The 17,721-nt window shown below is 44.0% G+C and carries 16 protein-coding genes; 8 read left to right on the plus strand and 8 right to left on the minus strand.

All coding sequences use genetic code 11. The features are described 5' to 3' along the window. Window positions 1-84: 84 nt before the first annotated feature. From SporoP37_RS08685 to SporoP37_RS08705, 5 genes are all read right to left on the minus strand, one after another. Window positions 85-702: an NAD(P)-dependent oxidoreductase gene (locus SporoP37_RS08685; RefSeq protein ID WP_085430743.1), complete on the minus strand. Its 618-nt coding sequence runs from the start codon at window positions 700-702 to the stop codon at window positions 85-87. A 256-nt stretch (window positions 703-958) separates the two neighbouring features. After that, window positions 959-2,410, minus strand: a complete 1,452-nt coding sequence (locus tag SporoP37_RS08690) for a phospholipase D family protein (RefSeq protein WP_099662696.1) — start codon at window positions 2,408-2,410, stop codon at window positions 959-961. A gap of 124 nt (window positions 2,411-2,534) precedes the next feature. After that, window positions 2,535-3,311, minus strand: a complete 777-nt coding sequence (locus SporoP37_RS08695) for an ABC transporter ATP-binding protein (RefSeq protein WP_085430744.1) — start codon at window positions 3,309-3,311, stop codon at window positions 2,535-2,537. A gap of 61 nt (window positions 3,312-3,372) precedes the next feature. Then, entirely contained in the window at window positions 3,373-5,064 is a 1,692-nt protein-coding gene (locus tag SporoP37_RS08700; RefSeq protein ID WP_081243276.1) for a BCCT family transporter, read from the minus strand. Window positions 5,065-5,248: 184 nt separating this feature from the next. Next, a complete protein-coding gene (locus SporoP37_RS08705) occupies window positions 5,249-6,496 on the minus strand; it encodes an EAL and HDOD domain-containing protein (protein ID WP_085430745.1) in 1,248 nt (415 codons plus the stop codon). Between the two features lie 280 nt (window positions 6,497-6,776). On the opposite strand from SporoP37_RS08705, the gene SporoP37_RS08710 reads away from it, so the two are divergent. The 5 genes from SporoP37_RS08710 (at window position 6,777) to SporoP37_RS08730 (ending at window position 11,773) form a co-directional block, all read left to right on the plus strand. Next, window positions 6,777-6,992 carry a spore coat associated protein CotJA gene (locus tag SporoP37_RS08710; RefSeq protein ID WP_081243278.1) on the plus strand — a complete coding sequence of 72 codons (216 nt, stop codon included), beginning with the start codon at window positions 6,777-6,779 and terminating at the stop codon, window positions 6,990-6,992. Then, complete coding sequence (locus SporoP37_RS08715; RefSeq protein WP_081243279.1) at window positions 6,992-7,255, plus strand: spore coat protein CotJB; 264 nt, start codon at window positions 6,992-6,994, stop codon at window positions 7,253-7,255. The genes SporoP37_RS08710 and SporoP37_RS08715 overlap by 1 nt, the downstream gene beginning before the upstream one ends. 36 nt (window positions 7,256-7,291) lie before the next feature. Further along, window positions 7,292-7,861: a manganese catalase family protein gene (locus tag SporoP37_RS08720; RefSeq protein ID WP_081243280.1), complete on the plus strand. Its 570-nt coding sequence runs from the start codon at window positions 7,292-7,294 to the stop codon at window positions 7,859-7,861. A 107-nt stretch (window positions 7,862-7,968) separates the two neighbouring features. Next, window positions 7,969-9,645: an ABC1 kinase family protein gene (locus SporoP37_RS08725; RefSeq protein ID WP_231293217.1), complete on the plus strand. Its 1,677-nt coding sequence runs from the start codon at window positions 7,969-7,971 to the stop codon at window positions 9,643-9,645. Between the two features lie 70 nt (window positions 9,646-9,715). Beyond that, window positions 9,716-11,773 carry a catalase gene (locus SporoP37_RS08730; RefSeq protein ID WP_081243282.1) on the plus strand — a complete coding sequence of 686 codons (2,058 nt, stop codon included), beginning with the start codon at window positions 9,716-9,718 and terminating at the stop codon, window positions 11,771-11,773. 83 nt (window positions 11,774-11,856) lie between these two features. On the opposite strand, the gene SporoP37_RS08735 is transcribed toward SporoP37_RS08730, so the two are convergent. Then, a complete protein-coding gene (locus SporoP37_RS08735) occupies window positions 11,857-12,747 on the minus strand; it encodes a LysR family transcriptional regulator (protein WP_081243283.1) in 891 nt (296 codons plus the stop codon). A 112-nt stretch (window positions 12,748-12,859) separates the two neighbouring features. On the opposite strand from SporoP37_RS08735, the gene SporoP37_RS08740 reads away from it, so the two are divergent. From SporoP37_RS08740 to SporoP37_RS08750, 3 genes are all read left to right on the plus strand, one after another. Further along, window positions 12,860-14,050: a coenzyme F420-0:L-glutamate ligase gene (locus SporoP37_RS08740; protein WP_081243284.1), complete on the plus strand. Its 1,191-nt coding sequence runs from the start codon at window positions 12,860-12,862 to the stop codon at window positions 14,048-14,050. A gap of 126 nt (window positions 14,051-14,176) precedes the next feature. Then, entirely contained in the window at window positions 14,177-14,986 is an 810-nt protein-coding gene (locus SporoP37_RS08745; protein ID WP_081243285.1) for an alpha/beta fold hydrolase, read from the plus strand. 3 nt (window positions 14,987-14,989) lie between these two features. Next, window positions 14,990-15,934 (plus strand): GGDEF domain-containing protein, encoded by a 945-nt coding sequence (locus SporoP37_RS08750; protein ID WP_081243286.1) that lies wholly within the window; start codon window positions 14,990-14,992, stop codon window positions 15,932-15,934. A gap of 41 nt (window positions 15,935-15,975) precedes the next feature. Here the strand turns inward: SporoP37_RS08750 and SporoP37_RS08755 are convergent, their stop codons facing one another. Beyond that, entirely contained in the window at window positions 15,976-17,160 is a 1,185-nt protein-coding gene (locus tag SporoP37_RS08755; protein ID WP_085431738.1) for an MFS transporter, read from the minus strand. 12 nt (window positions 17,161-17,172) lie between these two features. After that, the gene (locus SporoP37_RS08760; protein WP_085430746.1) at window positions 17,173-17,592 is read right to left on the minus strand and encodes a MarR family winged helix-turn-helix transcriptional regulator; all 420 of its coding nucleotides are present in this window, start codon (window positions 17,590-17,592) and stop codon (window positions 17,173-17,175) included. Window positions 17,593-17,721 lie beyond the last annotated feature (129 nt).

The raw sequence follows: 17,721 nt of genomic DNA on the forward strand, positions 1-17,721 counted from the left end.
ATATCACAGGAAAAGGAAACAACTACGGAATTTCTCAATTTATTCCGTTTAACTAGTACGTTTTCATTACTTGTAACCTGACTATTAATAGGACAACCCGACCCGATAGCCGATATGCTCATTTTTGCTTAATTCATCATAGGTAAACGCCGCGGTATCTCCCGTGGTAATTCGGGCACCTTCTTCAGGCAGTACATCACGTTCCACCCGATAATTGCCCGTTGCTTCCCCGTCAGGCAAATACGTTGGGCAAACGATCGTCCAATCAAGTCCTGAGCCCTGCAACATTTCGAATACTTTATGATGCTCTTCTGCTGCAAATGTTAATTTACGGTGTGACTCGCTTGATTGATAGCGCAGCTTTGATGGTTCAGTTCTGCTCTGAAGTATGCCTGCCGTGCCGATTGTGACGATTCTGGATACCCCATGTTCTTTCATGCCTTCTATAATCGCAGCTGCTGCCTCTGTCAATGTCGTTGTTTTGTCTGTACCCAGTGCGCTCACCACTGCATCAGCACCCGCTACTGCCTTTTTCACGGAATCTGCATCCCGCACATTCCCTTCTAGTACCGTCAATTGCTCGTGCGACTCACATTTTTCAGGTGAACGGACAAATGCAGTGACTTCATGTCCGTCTTGCAATGCACGGCGAACAATCTCACTTCCTGTACGTCCAGTCGCTCCAAATATTATAATTTTCATCTGTTATCCCTCCATAAATTAAGTTTACATGAGATATTGTTGTTGTTCTACGCAGACCGTTTCAGCAAACTCTTTTGATTCATTTGTTTTTTGCAATTGTTCCAAGCATTTATCACATCGTCATGACCTATTCAGCAGAATAATGAGGCCGATTAATAGAAGTGCAAAAAGAGATGCCGGCTTATTTACCTCCCTTTTCATTCCCTCCCTATATAAAGAAAAGCGCCGTTCGCAATAAACGGCGCTTTTTCTATACTCAATAAGTTGTCAGCTTAGCCCATCGCTGCAATGCGTATATGCCTCGCTGGAAGAACGTCAGGTTGTTTTGATACTCTTCTACATCAAGCGTATACAGCGCATCTTCATTATTCCAGATCCGATCAAAGTATGCATTAATTTCTTCGGTCAGCTCGCTGTCAGCCGGGGCAATGATGCGCAAATTCGCTTCCAAATTATAATCACGCAATGTGCGTTCCGTTATATTGGATGAACCATTTGTAATAAACGTCTGATCAGCAGTCTGTACTGTCACCAGCTTCGTATGATACTGACCGATGACCGTATTATACCAGCGCACTTTGATCTGATCGTCTGTATTTTCCCGGATTTCCTGAACGACCGGGCGATTCGGCAGACCGGATTTTTTACTGCCAAATGAATTTTCATTTGGATCCAGGACGATCTCTACTTTTACGCCTCTATTGGCGGCGTCTTCCAGCGGCTGAATCACTTCCTGCTCAGACAGGTAAAACATGCCCATTCGGATGCGGTCACCCTTTTTCGCTTTCCCGATATCACTTACCAACGCGTCCAGCACTTTGCTCTCGGTCAAGTACTGAACCTGGTACGGACCTTTTTGCTCTGCGGTATTTTCTGCACGGGGCAATTTTCCGCCCGCTGAATATTGAAGAACCGCTTCTTCTGACTCCAATATATCATTTTGAATCGGACCTTTAACTTTAAATGCTGCGTTGCCGTGTCGCCCGCTTGCTGCATGAGGATTTGAAGATGTAACTAACGCTGCCTGGTCTGTTACAAGCGTTTTACGATGATTCGCTTTCACATTCAGCAGCTTCAAATAGGAAGTGAATTTCACGTCAGGTGCATCGCTTGCCAGAAAGTTCGGGAAAATATTGTTCCCGTCAAAATCAAACCATTGAAGAAATATGCGGTAGATTCCTGAATAAAGAGGCGTCGAATCCCGCAACGGCTCAAGATCCGTATAGACCACTTGTACTCCAGCTGCCTCAAGTGCCTTAAACCACTCAGATTCATAAGACCCGTAGCCAGTGTTCACCGGATCAGTTATGTACACAATCGGCATATCCGGATTCCTCTGTTTTTTCTTTACGAGAACTTCCGTCAGCTGGTCAGCTATCTGCGGAAAATCTTCATTTTCGTCGTAATAATCATCCATTAAAAAGAAGTCCAGAACGACAAATTCCTTCGCTTCTTCAATCATCCGAAATACTTCTTTAAAAATACGCAATTCCGATTGGTAGTGATCTTTTGATTTCGTTTTGGAGTACGTCAAATCATAAATAAATTCCACATCTTCCACCTGATGAAGTTCACCTTTGTAGGAGATTCCAGGCGGCAGTGGCTTATAAGTCTGCCATAGCATAACCCCCGCGTAAAGCAATGCAAAGAACAGGAGCACATAGGAAGCTATACGCTTTTTGGTCATCTTACGCTTCTGTTTCGCCACCCGCCCTCTCCTCCTTATCGAACGTTACCAAATAATTATGCTAGTATCGGCTCCGTTCCTTCCGCGATTCGTTATAATCTATAACATTCCCTTTAAACCGCTCCGCAAACTGTGCCCGTATACTTTATTTAACTGAAAGATACGGGCGGTCTGAACGCCATTCAATTGCCACGGGAACTTGGTAGGTTTCTGAGAGTAATTCGTCAGTAAGCACTTCCTTTTTCGGCCCCGCCGCAATCACTTTCCCTTCTTTCAATAATAATACATGTGTAATTTCGGGTACCAGCTCTTCAATATGGTGGGTGACATACACCAGGTGTGTGTCATTCTCTGCCGCAATCTCAAGCGCTTCAAGAAACTGCTCTCTTGCCAAAACATCGAGACCTGAGCATGGTTCGTCTAAAATCAATAGATTCGGTTTCCCCATCAGCGCACGTGCTATTAACACCCGGCGCTTCTCCCCTTCAGACAAAACTTTGAATGTATACCCTTTGACATGATCGAGACGGAATTCTTTCACCAAGTATTCTGCACGTGCCCAGTCCTCATCCATAATTTTGTCGTAGATCCCGAAGCTCGCAAACTTCCCGCTAATAATAATGCGCTCAATAGCTTCGTTCCAGAAATAGTCCGAGAACTTCTCTAAAGAACTGCTGACATAGCCGATTTTCTTGCGCAGCTCAGGCAAGTACGCACTGCCAAACTTCTTTCCGAGAACCTCCACTTCACCTGATGAAGGAATTTCATAAGTGGAAATAATAGACAATAAAGATGTTTTGCCGGATCCGTTTAACCCGAGCATCCCCCATTGCTGTCCTTGCTCAATTTCCCAATTCACGTCTTGCAGAATCTGATTGTCTCCTCTTTTGAACTGTATATCTTCTACTTTTACAACTGCCATAAATATTCTCCCTCCTGCGGTAAAAACCGGTTCGTGCTACACGCAGCGAACCGGCACTCTTTTATTTCTTTTTCTCTTTTTCTTTCTCTACTTCCTGATACTTTTTCTTTTCCAGCTCTTGATACTTTCTATTGCTTTTTTCCCTTGCTCTTCTTGCTCTTTCTTTCTCTCTGCGCTCTCTTTTCTCTTTTTCGCTTTCTTTCCGTCTGCGTCTCTTTTTAACTTCACCTTCGACATGCTCAAATTGACGTATGTCAGTCGGCCTGACTGTAATTGGTTCCCTCACAAGCAGCTTGGCCAGCGAGAAAATCAGCAATACCATCAGTAAAGTAAACGGCAGTGCAGATACAAGGGAAGCTGACTGCAATGCCTCCAATCCGCCCGCATACAGCAAGACGGCTGCAATTGCAGTCATCAGAAAGCCCCAGATGAATTTAACTACGAGCGGCGGGAATAAACTGCCCCGCGTGGTCATGCTGGCTAAAATATACGTCGCGGAATCCGCAGATGTGATCAAAAATGTAAAGATCAGCACAATCGCTAAAAATGACACGACATTCGTCATCGGCAAGTGCTGGAGCGTCGCAAAGATGGCAGACGTGACATCTTTATCGACTTCCTGTGCAATTTGGGTTCCATTGCGCAAATCACTATACAGTGCCGTTCCGCCAAGTGTCGCTATCCACATACAAGAAAATGCCGGCGGAATAACTAAGACACCCATGATGAATTCGCGGATAGTCCGTCCTTTTGATACACGAGCGACGAATGCACCGACGAACGGTGACCAGGCAATCGTCCACGCCCAGTAGAAGATTGTCCAGTCTTTTACCCAGGTGCCTCCCTGATATGGCTGTAGACGCAAGCTATACGTAATGAAGTTATTAATATAATCTCCAATTGCCAAAGTAAAGGTTTCAAGAATAAACACTTTCGGTCCTACTATGAAGAAAAATACGAGCAATGCGATTGCCATACCTAAGTTAAAGTTCCCAAGATAGGCAATTCCCTTACTCAAGCCTGTTGTAGCAGAGGTCATATACGCCACGAATACAACTGCTATAATTACGAGCTGGATAGTGAATGTGCTTTTTAGATCAAAGACATATTCCATACCGCCGCTCATCTGAAGAACACCCATCCCGAGAGAAGTCGCGATACCCATTACCGTTGCTACTACGGCAAATGAATCAATACCGGTCTTCACGTATCGATTGCTTCCGATTAACGGTTCCAATGCTGTTGAAATCAGACCGTCTTTTTTCTTCCGGAACTGAAGAAATCCAATTACAAGCCCGACAATTCCAAAGATCGCCCACTGAGAAATGCCCCAGTGGAAGAATGAATAGCCCATTGCTACACGCGCCGCTTCTTCTGTCTGCGCTTCAATACCCTGGAGCGGCGACTTGAAGTAATGGCTCATCGGTTCTGCCACACCCCAAAAGACCAGCCCCACACCAAAACCGGCAGAGAAAAGCATGCCAATCCAAGTGAAGAATGGATATTCCGGACGTTCCGTATCGCCGCCCAGACGTATAGCCCCGAACTTACTGATCGCTAATCCGAACAGGAATATGACGACGACAAACACAGCCAGCAAGTAAAACCAGCCAAAATTATCTGTTGTGTAATGATAAAGCCTTTCAGAAACTACTCCAAACGGCCCTGGAATGACCGCTCCTAATACAACAAGGATAAAAATGAATACGGCAGAAATAGAAAATACGGGGTTTTTCCAGAATTTTTTGTCCACACCTATCGACTCCTAGTGTTCATTTGGTAACTCTCTTACTACACTTCATACCCTAATTTGAACGGATATAACGTATTTCTGCCACTGCGTATTACAGAACTAAAAGTTACCAAACAGATTATAAATGTTTATATTACACATCAAAAAAGGCATCTTCAAGCGAAAATGCCTTTTTGATGTATATTCAATCCATTTCTTCTTCAATTCCCTGTGACCAGCGCATTGCCTGAAGAAAGATGGAACTCAGCTCTTTTTTCGGGATCGCCAACTCGCCAGACAATTGTTCGACCTGCTCCCAGTCGAAGCTCTCCACAGCTTTAATCAACTGTAAATAAGGTGTGATTTCTGTTCTTCTGCCGTTCAGTGTATCGATAATGATATCAGACAGTGATAGCAGGGGCAGGATATCTTCCCACTTTCTGCGCATTACCGCATCGATTAATGAAAACATTCCCGTCAGGAAGTATTCGTCCTTATTCGCTTTCCCTTTATACTTTGCCAGCAGTTCACAGGCTCTTGCACGCCGGAGCGATAATTCAATGAGTGCTTTTACCCGTCCGTCTTTAAGATCTTTCCCCAGATCGTGCAGCATCAGCACCTGGAGCCACTTCTTTGTATCCCGTAAACCGATCATCATTATCGCTTGTTTAATGGAGCTGATTTGACGCGGTATATCGAATGCTAATGAGTTTATAAAGCGCAATAACTTATAGGAAATCGATACATCCCGCATGATCAAATCGGACAGCTGATTAACAGACTGGGAACCCTTTTGGAAATAATCAATAATCTGCATATGGATTAGTGTATTGGACGGAATTTCGGCGCTCTTAATGATATCAGGCTTGGCGAAAAAATAGCCTTGAAACAAATCATAGCCGCTCTTTAATGCAAGCTGGTAATCTGCCTCTGTCTCAATCTTTTCAGCCAACAAAATAATTGAAGGATAATTTTTCAAAAATGACGTGATACGATGTTTCTCCACAATGCTTGTCTGCATGAAATCCACTTTAATAATATCTACGAGTTCAAATAACTGAGAATACGTTACATATTGTTCCTGCAGAATGAAGTCATCCAGCGCCAGCGTGAAACCAGCTTCTTTAAACATCCTCAGCCGGTGCAGCAAAGCGGGCGTTATTTCAACATCTTCCAGAATCTCAATTACCACTTGATCGGGATTCAGACTCATGAACACATCCTGAGCCAGCAATTCCCCTGAAAAGTTTATGAATGAACGCGCGCCGCTCGTCACCTGATCAATCCCGACAGATAGAAATGTGTTAATTAATAGACTGATTGTGGCCTGTTCAGGATTTATATCAGGAAAGTAATTTTCCTCGCTGTTTCGGTACAGCAGCTCATATGCATAAATATCGCCTGACCGGCTAAGAATCGGCTGCCTTCCGATAAATATGGAGTAATCATCCATTCATTCCATCTCCGCGTCTCATTTGAACGTCTCCTTCAATGTATGTATTCGTACTAGGGAACTACTGAATCTGCAAATATTGTTATCATTACAGTCAGATCGTTCTCCACTCCTTCCATTGTACTAGATTGCAAGTTATTAGGAAATATAATAATTAGTTATAGCTATACTATTACAACAACTTTCAGCCGCCGTTGAAACCGTTTGTTGTGTGGACAGGACACAATCAGTCATACGCCGTGAAATAGTTTCATATCTTGCGTAGAGGAGTTGATAACTGATGGATTATACATTCAGAGGGAGTTATAAACCGTATATATCTCCGTGGGATCCGTGTCCGCCTGTCAAGGTTAAGACGTTCTCCCTGCCGCCTCAGCTGTTCATGAACTTTCAGCCTGCGTCACTTCCGCAATTTTCACCTGCCGAAGCTCTGCAGCACGGGTCGCTATGGCCTGCATTGGTCGACGGCTATTCAAAAAGGGAGGGGATCTCCTGATGGAAGCAGCTGAACGAAGAGATCTGTTGAAGAAAGTGCAGGAAGCCGATTTCGTGGTAGTCGAACTGACACTCTATACCGATACGCACCCTGATGACCAGGAAGCCCTTACCCAATGGCGGCTTGCTATTAAGGAAGCATCCAGGCTGAGAAAGGTGTATGAAAAGCGTTTTGGACCGCTTTCTTTGCATTCAATTCCGTCAGAACAAGCAATTGATACGGGCTGGCGCTGGAACCAGGCACCTTGGCCGTGGCAAATGTAGTCTTAAATATGCACGATGTTACTGGAGGGAATGTTGATGTGGGTCTATGAGAAAAAGTTATTGTATCCGGTAGAAGTAAAAGAATGTAACCCAAAACTTGCAAAGTATATTTCAGAGCAGTACGGCGGTGCGGATGGAGAGCTGGCTGCAGCCTTGCGCTATATGAATCAGCGGTATACCGTTCCTGATAAGGTTATCGGTGTGCTGAATGATATTGCGACCGAAGAGTTTTCCCATTTAGAAATGCTCGCCACCATGATTTACAAATTAACGAAAGATGCGACACCTGAACAGCTTGAAGAAGCCGGATTCGGTGCGCATTACGTCAATCACGGTCACGCATTGTTTTATGAAAATGCTGGCGGCGTACCGTTCACTACCACATACCTGCAGGCCAAAGGAGACCCAATAGCCGATTTGTATGAAGATATAGCAGCGGAAGAAAAGGCACGTGCCACCTATCAATGGATTATCGATATATCTGACGATGCCTGGATTAATGATTCACTTAAGTTTCTGAGAGAAAGAGAAAACGTACATTCACTGCGCTTCCGCGAAGCGGTCGAAGTTCTGAAAGAAGAACGTGACAGGAAAAAATTCTTCTAAATAGTAAAGGGTCTCCCCTTCTCTTTTCATCAGAGAGAGCGGAGACCCTTTTAGTGTTTACCCGCGGATATTTAATGGTATCTTTTGTAGAAAGGATGTAAACGGAGGTGTTCTTTTTGCTGAAACGAAGAATGAAGAATGCACAGCGATTTCAAGAGATTATCAATGTCTTTTTGAAGAATGGATTCAGCCATATCTTATTTCGGCTCGGACTGACAGACAGGAAATTTTCTTCTGCAGATGAGCAAATGGATCTGAACTTATATCATGTGGGCAGGAAATTACGAATCGCGCTGGAACAGCTCGGCCCGACATTCATCAAACTCGGGCAAATTGCCAGCGGACGGCGGGATTTAGTGCCTGAGGAAATTGCAGCAGAACTTGAGAAATTGCAGGACCACGTGGAATCTTTTCCATACGAAGTAGTACAGGAAATCATCGAGTATCAATTAGGTGCTCCAATAGATGAATTATTCATGGAATTCGATAAAGAACCGCTTGCCTCTGCATCCATTGGGCAAGTGCATACTGCACGGCTGCCCGGCGGTGAATTAGTCGCCGTCAAAATTCAGCGCCCTAATATTCAAAGACAAGTAAATACTGACTTGGCAATACTGCATGATTTAGCCGGGTTTTTAGAGAAAAATATGGAGTGGGCAAAAGCTTATCATCTAAAAGAGCTAATTTATGAATTCTCTCATTCTCTGCGAGAGGAACTGGACTACCAGCTCGAAGCCCGTAATGCAGAACGAATTTCCCGTCAATTCATAAAAAACCCTGATATTCAAGTACCGCTCGTATACGATGAATACACTACCCGAACTGTGCTCACAACCGAATTAGTTACCGGCATTAAAGTCAGTAATATTAGCCGGCTCGACGACGAAGGGTACGACAGAAATATCATTGCAGAACGAATCGCGGAGTCTATGCTTTCGCAAGTAATGGAATACGGCTTTTTCCATGGTGATCCGCATCCCGGCAATATTTTCATTGCACCGGGCAATACCATTTATTATTTGGATTTCGGTATGGTAGGCCAGCTCAGCAAAGAAATGACATATCACTTCGTTTCACTGTTGATAGCTCTGAAAAAAGGAAATATCACACGGCTGATTGATGTATTCTCTGCTATGGACATTCTGCACGAAGATACGGGTACTGACGCCCTATATCGCGACTTGCAAGTCATTCAGCGAAAATATTACGAAACGTCGCTGCATGATTTAAAACTGGGCGATGTGTTTATGGAGATTTTCTCTATTGCTTATCGCCACCAAATACGATTACCGAATGAAGTTGCCATTCTCTCCAAAGTGATACTTACATTGGAAGGTGTGCTTGGCAAGCTGGATCCCTCCTTCAGTATAATGAAAGCAATTGAGCCGTACAGTAAAAAGTTGGTGCTGAGACAGTTCGACCCGCGTTATCTGCTGGAAAATGGCTGGCATACTTTCGTGAAAAATGCAGAAATCATTGCAGAACTGCCAAATGACGTCAAAAAAGCAATCAGAACTGTACAAAAAGGGAAAGTAGAATTAGACGTAGGGCTAAAAGAGACCAGCATCATATTCCGCCGACTCGATAAGATCGCCAATCGTCTGTCATTAAGTATTGTCTTACTGGCATTCAGCATTTTAATGGTCGGGCTCATTATAGGCTCCGCGATTGCAGGACAGACCGCACTATTCCTGAAACTGCCGCTTATCGAAGTCGGCTCAGTCATTGCAGCGCTGATGTTTGTTTACTTGCTGTTTTCGATAATCCGCTCCGGCAGAATATAGTTGCTGTTTATTCCTGCACAATTCGGGAATAAACAGACAGACTACTATTTTTTTGATAGGAGGATTTTACATGAACAATGACAGCCAAGTAAATGAAAATAGTAAGAATAAGCAACTGGAAACATTTCGTGCACGTGACAGCGAGCATACAATGACAACTAACCAAGGATTAAAAATTTCAGAAGATGAACATTCTCTAAAAGCAGGGACACGCGGACCAACATTAATAGAAGACTTTCATTTCCGTGAAAAAATGACGCATTTTGACCATGAACGGATTCCGGAGCGGGTAGTGCACGCGCGAGGGTATGCCGCTCACGGAGAATTCGAGCTATACGAGTCGATGAAGAAATATACAAAAGCAGGCTTTTTACAGGAGCCCGGCCAAAAAACTCCTGTCTTCACACGCTTCTCTACCGTGGCGGGCAGCAGAGGTTCTGCAGAAGCAGTACGCGACGTCCGCGGCTTTGCGGTAAAGTTTTATACACAGGAAGGAAATTATGATTTAGTCGGAAATAATATGCCGGTGTTTTTCATTCAGGATGCAATCAAATTTCCTGACCTAGTGCATGCGGTGAAACCTGAGCCGCATAATGAAATGCCGCAGGCCGCTTCTGCACATGACACGTTCTGGGACTTTGTTGCAAATAACCAGGAGTCCGCACATATGGTTATGTGGCAAATGTCCGACCGTGCCATTCCGCGCAGTCTGCGGATGATGGAAGGATTCGGTGTGCATACGTATCGTTTCGTTAATGAACAAGGGGAAGCGCACTTTGTGAAATTCCACTGGAAGCCGAAACTTGGCGTACACTCTTTAGTTTGGGACGAGGCACAGAAAATCAACGGCAAGGATCCCGATTTTCACCGCCGCGATCTATGGGAATCAATTGAAAATGGCGATTTCGTGGAATTCGAGCTTGGCGTGCAGCTCCTTGAAGAGAAAGACGAATTCAAATTTGACTTTGATATTCTTGATCCAACGAAAATATGGCCCGAAGAAGACGTGCCGGTTAAAATTATCGGAAAGATGACACTAAACCGGAACGTGGACAACGTCTTCGCGGAAACGGAGCAAGTTGCTTTCCATCCCGGCAGTGTAGTACCGGGGATTGATTTCACAAATGACCCTTTATTACAGGGCCGATTATTCTCGTATACAGATACGCAGCTCATTCGTCTTGGCGGACCCAACTTCCATGAGCTGCCGATCAACCGCCCTGTCTGTCCATTTCACAATAACCAGCGCGACGGTTACGGAAGACAAACCATCAATGTCGGACAAACCGCCTACCATAAAAACTCTCTGGCCAATAACAAGCCGGATACTGCTTCTCCGGAAGACGGCGGCTATGTGCATTATCAGGAAAAAGTAGAAGGACGCAAAGTACAGGCGCGAAGTGATTCATTTAAAGACCACTTCTCTCAGGCACGCTTATTCTGGAACAGTATGTCTGATCCAGAAAAACAACATATTATCGCGGCATTCAGTTTTGAAGTGGGAAAAGTAAAAGACATGAATGTCAGAAAGCAAGTCGTCGATATGTTTGCGAATGTAGATCAGGATATGGCGGCGCAAATTGCAGATGCAGTAGGTGTGGATGCCCCACAAGGCGTGAAGCAAACGGATGTATCCAAGTCTTCTCCAGCACTCAGTCAGGAGAACAAGGCAAAACTGCCGGATACACGCAAAGTGGCTGTATTGATTGCAGACCAATTCGATGACGAAGTGCTTGAACCATTTTTGAAAGCTTCACTGGACGCAGGCATGTCCATCGATATTGTCAGCGAAAAGTTCGGCAAACTGACCGGCAAAAATGGTGCGACAGTGGACGTGGATGAGACGCTGTTAACTGTTCACTCCGTTTTGTACGATGCGCTATATGTTGTAGGCGGACAAGCAGAGCAACAGAAAAAGTTTGAGATGGATGTCGCAGACTTTGTCAATGAAGCGTATATGCACTTCAAACCGATTGGCTCTGCTCCTGCGGCGAAAAACTTGCTTGACCAGACGAAAGTACAGCCGGGTCCTGGTATTCTGATGGACTTGACGGTTTCAGGCGAAGGCGCTCAATGGGCAGAAGCCGTTGCACATCACCGCTTCTGGGATCGCAATATTTATGTATAATCACAAAAATACTGTCCGGGAAGCCGATTGCTTCCCGGGCAGTATTTTTTTGTAAAAGCGCATTTGTAGAGCCACAGTCAGCTCTATAGTGGATTCTTCTCCAATATCCCGATAAACTTGGAAGCCGCCGGGGACAATGATACGCCTTTTAAGAAACAAACACCGATGCTGCGTTTAGGTATCGGCTCTAAAAACTTCACTTCCTGCAGTTTTCCGCTTTCCAGATAGTCTGCTGAAAACTCCCGCACTACACATGCAATCCCCAAATTAATCTGTGCAAACTCCAGTAACAGCTCATGTGAGCCCAGCTCAAACTCCGGATGAATCTTTACACCTTGTGTCAGAAGGTAATCTTCTACAAACATGCGCGAGTTGGACTTAGACTCGAGCAGAATTAACGGCAGCCTCGAAAGCTCCTGCAGCGGCACAGGTCTTAGAAATAGTTTCTTAAATCGATCACCATAAACAAACGTATCTTGCACATCAAAATAAGCCCGTTTCTCCAGCGAATCATCCTCAATCGGAAAGTTGCAAACTGCAATATCCACTTCGCCTGATTTCAGCGCCGCAATCAGTTCCACCGTCGTTCCATTAATGATTTTGAATCGAATGCTCGGAAAGTTGGTGTGAAATTCCTCCAGATACGGCAATAGATAATAACGGGAGATCGTATCCCCTACGCCAATTTTCAGCTCTCCTGACGACAGGTTTTTTAATTCACGCAATTTTTCATTGCCCGCTTCGATTAAATTCAAAGATGAATTAACATACTCATATAACAGTGACCCTTCATCGGTCAATGTGACACCTTTGGATGTGCGGTTAAACAGCCGTGTATCCAGTTCACGCTCAAGCTGAGAAATGATCTGACTGACGGCGGGCTGTGTCATAAACAAGCTGCGTGCCGCCTTCGAGAAGCTTTCATTTTGCACGACTTTACGGAACACTTTATACCATTCCAGATTAATCGACATATAACCGCCCCTTATATCCCCTATTAAGTATATTAATTTCACTTATACCATAGATGCACGTTATAATACAAAGAAGAGTGATCAAAATGATTTTCACTAAGGAGCGATTGTTTTGAGTAGAGTTGTAGGAACGGTTGTCAGAGGATTGCGTTGTCCGATTATTAATGAAGGCGACAACATTGAACAGATTGTTGTGGACAGTGTATTAGAGGCTGCTAAAGTTGAAAATATTACATTTCAAGATAAAGATATCGTATCAATTACGGAATCAATTGTAGCGCGTGCACAAGGAAACTATGCAACGATCGATGATATTGCGAAAGATATCAAAGCAAAATTTGGTGACGATACAATCGGCGTCATCTTCCCTATTCTCAGCCGTAACCGTTTTGGAAACTGTTTGCGCGGGATTGCAAAAGGCGCGAAGAAAATTGTGTTAATGCTCAGTTACCCATCCGACGAGGTCGGTAACCACTTGGTCGAAATGGATCGTTTGGACGAAAAGGGAGTCAATCCTTGGACAGACGTATTGACTGAAGCTGAATTCCGTGAACATTTTGGCGACAACAAACACCCGTTTACAGGTGTTGACTATATCGAATACTATAAATCATTGATGGATGAGTTTGGCATTGAGCATGAAGTCATTTTCTCCAACAATGCAAAAACTATTTTGGACTATACAAAAACTGTGCTGACATGCGATATCCATTCACGTTTCAGATCGAAGCGGATTCTAAAAGCGAACGGCGCTGAAAAAGTTTACAGCCTTGATGATATTCTGGCCACATCCATTGACGGCAGCGGGTATAATGACCAATTCGGTTTACTGGGTGCAAACAAAGCACAGGAAGACAGCATCAAACTGTTCCCTCACAGCTGCCAGCCTGTCGTTGACAACATTCAGAGAATGCTGAAAGAGGAAACAGGCAAGCACATCGAAGTGATGGTTTACGGAGATGGCGCGTTTAAAGATCCGGTCGGCAAGATTTGGGAGCTGGCGGATCCAGTCGTCTCCCCTGCTTACACAGACGGACTTGACGGTATTCCGAATGAAATTAAATTAAAGTATTTGGCAGACAATGATTTTTCTGAATTGCGTGGAGAAGAGTTGAAAAAAGCAGTGACCGAATTTATCGAGAAGAAAGACACGGATTTAATGGGATCCATGGCTTCGCAAGGAACTACTCCACGGAAGCTGACAGATTTAATCGGTTCATTATCCGACCTGACTTCCGGCAGCGGAGACAAAGGCACACCGATTGTCTTCATTCAAGGTTATTTTGATAATTACACAAATTAATCCAAAGCACCTGTGAGAATTCTCACAGGTGCTTTTTTATTTCTTCTATTTGTCGTATTAGCCTTCTCATTTTCTATGCTACAATGATAATAAATTAGAAATTACAGCCGGAAAGGACTTGATTCTATGACACTGGATATTATAAAAAGAAACGCTGTACGAATAACAGGTACAGGACAAGAAACAATAGTTTTTGCGCATGGTTTCGGCTGTGATCAAACCGTATGGAATCGCCTGATACCTGCTTTTGAAAAACAGTACCGCGTCATAACATTTGATTATGTTGGATCCGGTCAGAGTGACAAGTCGGCTTATACGGCGGAACGGTACGAAACTTTGAGCGGCTATGCACAAGATGTAATTGAAATATGTGACGCGCTGAACTTGAAAGATATTTTATATGTTGGCCACTCTGTCAGCGGAATGATCGGCGTATTGGCATCTATTGAAAGACCTGATCTGATGAGCAAACTGATAATGATCGGCCCGTCTCCGCATTATTTAAATGAGCCTGATTATTATGGCGGCTTTGAACGCGAGGATATAGATGAGCTGCTTGATATGATGGAGATGAACTACAAGGAATTCACAAAATACTTAGCCCCAATCGCCATGAAAAACGAAGATCGGCCACATCTCTCTGCAGAATTCGAATCCATGCTATATACAAATAACCCTGGAATTGCGCGCCGCTTTGCAGAAGCTACATTCATGTCTGATGTTCGTGAAGAGCTGTCCAAAGTCACGGTGAGAACACTTATTTTGCAGCCCACCGAAGATTCAATTGTTCCGCTCGAAGTCGGAGAATACATCCAGCAGCGCATTCCAAACAGTGAATTAGTCGTTATGCAGGCGAAAGGCCATAACCCTCACATCAGTCATCCAGAAGAAACCATTCGAGATATTAAGCGGTTTATTGAAGACGGGAGCGCATAAACGATGGATGAACGGTTGAACTTATTGCCCTGCGGGTATTTTGTCTTAACGAGTGACTGGGAATTCACCGAAATGAATAAGACTATGCGGGATATATTGCATATAGAGGAGATGCCGCGGCATATGCATGACGTTCTGACAGTCCCTTCAAGAATCTACTTTCAAACGTATTTTGTGCCTTCCATAGCCGTGCATAATCAAGTCAGCGAAATGTATCTGAATTTCAAAGTTCAAAATCGCGCGCTTCCTGTCCTGATGAACGTCAATAAACGCAACGGGCAATATGAAGGCATCATTGTTCAAATCAAAGTACGGGATGAGTATGAGAATCAACTGATGAAATCTAAAAAAGAAGCTGAGCAAATTCAGCAGCAGACAGACAAAGCGTATAATAAACTGCTCACACTATTGCAGGAAGTAGAACATAAACAGCGGCAATTACTGGATCTGAACAGTGAACTTGAAGAATTAGCAACACGCGATGAATTGACAGGACTCTATAACCGGCGTGCTTTCCACAGAAATCTGGATACGGTGATCGGCCGTGCTGAACTATTCAAGCCGCGTACGTTTTCCTTGCTGCTTTTTGATATCGATCATTTCAAAAAAGTAAACGATACGTATGGGCATCAAACCGGCGATGAAGTATTAAAAGAACTTGCCCGAAAATTGGAAGAGCAGATTGATGCGCCAAATATAACAGCACGTGTGGGCGGTGAAGAATTTGCCGTCATCTTTGATGACCCTGATCATGTTAGAAACTGCAGAAAAGCTGAAAAGCTCCGCCTGCACTTAGAAGAATCTGAGTGGATTAGTGTTCCGGTCACTGTCAGCATGGGCATCACGGAGTTTCAGGACGGCGATCAGGCCGGCCATATTTTTGTCCGTGCTGACACTGCTCTGTATACTTCGAAACGTAATGGCAGAAACCAATTGACCTGTATATAAAAGACACTGCGAAGGCGCAGTGTCTTTTATGAATCAATCATTCAGTTAGCTGCCGGCTTTTGCCGCTTACGCCCAAATAGCATATACAGGGCAAGTGCAGCGAGTACAACGAACATTAAGACCACATATAATTGCTGGTAACCGATGACCGGCACGAGTAAACCTAGTACATAAGGTCCAAAACCGAATCCGAAATCCAAAAATATGAAAAAAGTAGATGTCGCTACACCGAGACGCTCAGGTTTCACACCTTGCAAAGCAATGGCTTGTGCGCAGGACTGAAAATTACCGAAACCAAGTCCAAGAACAGCGCCGGAAAGAAGTAACATCCATCCTGCGTGTGCACTGCTCAGCAGCAGCAGACCCCCTGCAAACAGCAATAACGAGGGATAGACGACAAAGTTATTGCCTTTGATATCCAACAGGCGTCCTGTATACGGTCTGGAAAGCAATACGGCAATTGCATACACTAAAAAGAAGAAACTGGCGGCACTTACCAAATTGATTTCATCTGCGTAAAATGAAATAAACGACAATACACCTGAATAAGCCATTGCAGCCAATAGGGTGATAAATGCGATCGGTAATGCACGTTTTTCTAATAAATCATGACTCTTGCGCTTTTCTTCTGTCTGGCGCACATTTTTCTTAGGCGTAACTTCAGGCGCTTTTTCAACAAAGAAGTACATTGCTGCACAGCATACGCTAAGAGCCAGACAAAACATAAATAACACAGTAAATTCATAATGCTGACTGAGGTAGATCCCGAGAAATGGACCGATTGCGGTCGCCAGGACTGAACTTAAACTAAAATAACCAATCCCTTCCCCGCGGCGTGAAGGCGGCAGCATTTGCGCCACCATCGTGCCTGTCGCGGTAGAAGATATCCCGAGTCCGATGCCGTGAAAGAATCTGTTAGCCATCAAAAGCGGCAAGTTTACAGCGCCAAAGTAAAAGACTGACGCTAAAACAGTGACTGTCAGCCCGATCAGTAAAATTTTCCTGCTGCCGACTTTTTCAATGAACCCGCCGATTGCTAGACGTGCAATGAGGGTTCCGATAATGAATATACCCGATACAAGTCCCGCAACACTGGTGGATACGCCATACTCTTCCGCCGCAAAAGGTGCGATGGTGACGATGAGCAGGTACATGACTAGCATCAAAAAGAAGTTGATGACTGATATAACAATAAAGTCTTTTGTCCAAATTTTTTTATTTTCCATTTTATCACTCACTTATTTATGTAAATTTTTATTAGCTATCTCCAAAATTCGGAGCCCCGCTTCTATATCTTCAGGTGCAGCACCTTCAAGTAATTCTTCATAAAATAGTTCCAGGTCAGACATAACAGCTGCCACTACACGTTGTCCGCGATCCGTTACGCCAATCCATTTTTCTCTTCGGTCGATGCCCGGACGAATACTGACTAAATCCATTTCCAATAAACGCTGGATAACTTTAGTTACACTCGGCTTTTCAATTTGCCTGCGGGCAGCGATTTCAGCTGATGTCATCTCCCCTTCAAGCCATAATAATTTTAGTATTCCCCATTGTGAGTGGAATAATTGATACGGAGCAAGTAATGTATTCAATCGATTCAGCACAGGACGATAATAGTGAAAGTACCCCGTAAAAAACTGCTGTGATGGTTTCATTTTCTACACCTCTAATTGGTTAGTAAGGTTAACTAATTTCGTTTCTAATTGTATTACGCATCCAACAGAAAGTAAAGTAATACGATGAGCAGATATACAACTTATTTTTCAGCATATGATATGATGAAA

Origin of the sequence: Sporosarcina sp. P37 (genome assembly GCF_002109365.1) — a bacterium.
Classification (GTDB): Bacteria; Bacillota; Bacilli; order Bacillales_A; family Planococcaceae; genus Sporosarcina.

Bases quoted from the DNA above. Each gene is read 5' to 3' on its own strand.
- SporoP37_RS08715 (WP_081243279.1), top strand. From the start codon at position 6,992: ATGGAAGCAGCTGAACGAAGAGATCTGTTGAAGAAAGTGCAGGAAGCC.
- SporoP37_RS08695 (WP_085430744.1), bottom strand. From the start codon at position 3,311: ATGGCAGTTGTAAAAGTAGAAGATATACAGTTCAAAAGAGGAGACAAT.
- SporoP37_RS08750 (WP_081243286.1), top strand. From the start codon at position 14,990: ATGGATGAACGGTTGAACTTATTGCCCTGCGGGTATTTTGTCTTAACG.
- SporoP37_RS08730 (WP_081243282.1), top strand. From the start codon at position 9,716: ATGAACAATGACAGCCAAGTAAATGAAAATAGTAAGAATAAGCAACTG.
- SporoP37_RS08755 (WP_085431738.1), bottom strand. From the start codon at position 17,160: ATGGAAAATAAAAAAATTTGGACAAAAGACTTTATTGTTATATCAGTC.
- SporoP37_RS08745 (WP_081243285.1), top strand. From the start codon at position 14,177: ATGACACTGGATATTATAAAAAGAAACGCTGTACGAATAACAGGTACA.
- SporoP37_RS08705 (WP_085430745.1), bottom strand. From the start codon at position 6,496: ATGGATGATTACTCCATATTTATCGGAAGGCAGCCGATTCTTAGCCGG.
- SporoP37_RS08710 (WP_081243278.1), top strand. From the start codon at position 6,777: ATGGATTATACATTCAGAGGGAGTTATAAACCGTATATATCTCCGTGG.
- SporoP37_RS08685 (WP_085430743.1), bottom strand. From the start codon at position 702: ATGAAAATTATAATATTTGGAGCGACTGGACGTACAGGAAGTGAGATT.
- SporoP37_RS08720 (WP_081243280.1), top strand. From the start codon at position 7,292: ATGTGGGTCTATGAGAAAAAGTTATTGTATCCGGTAGAAGTAAAAGAA.
- SporoP37_RS08735 (WP_081243283.1), bottom strand. From the start codon at position 12,747: ATGTCGATTAATCTGGAATGGTATAAAGTGTTCCGTAAAGTCGTGCAA.
- SporoP37_RS08760 (WP_085430746.1), bottom strand. From the start codon at position 17,592: ATGAAACCATCACAGCAGTTTTTTACGGGGTACTTTCACTATTATCGT.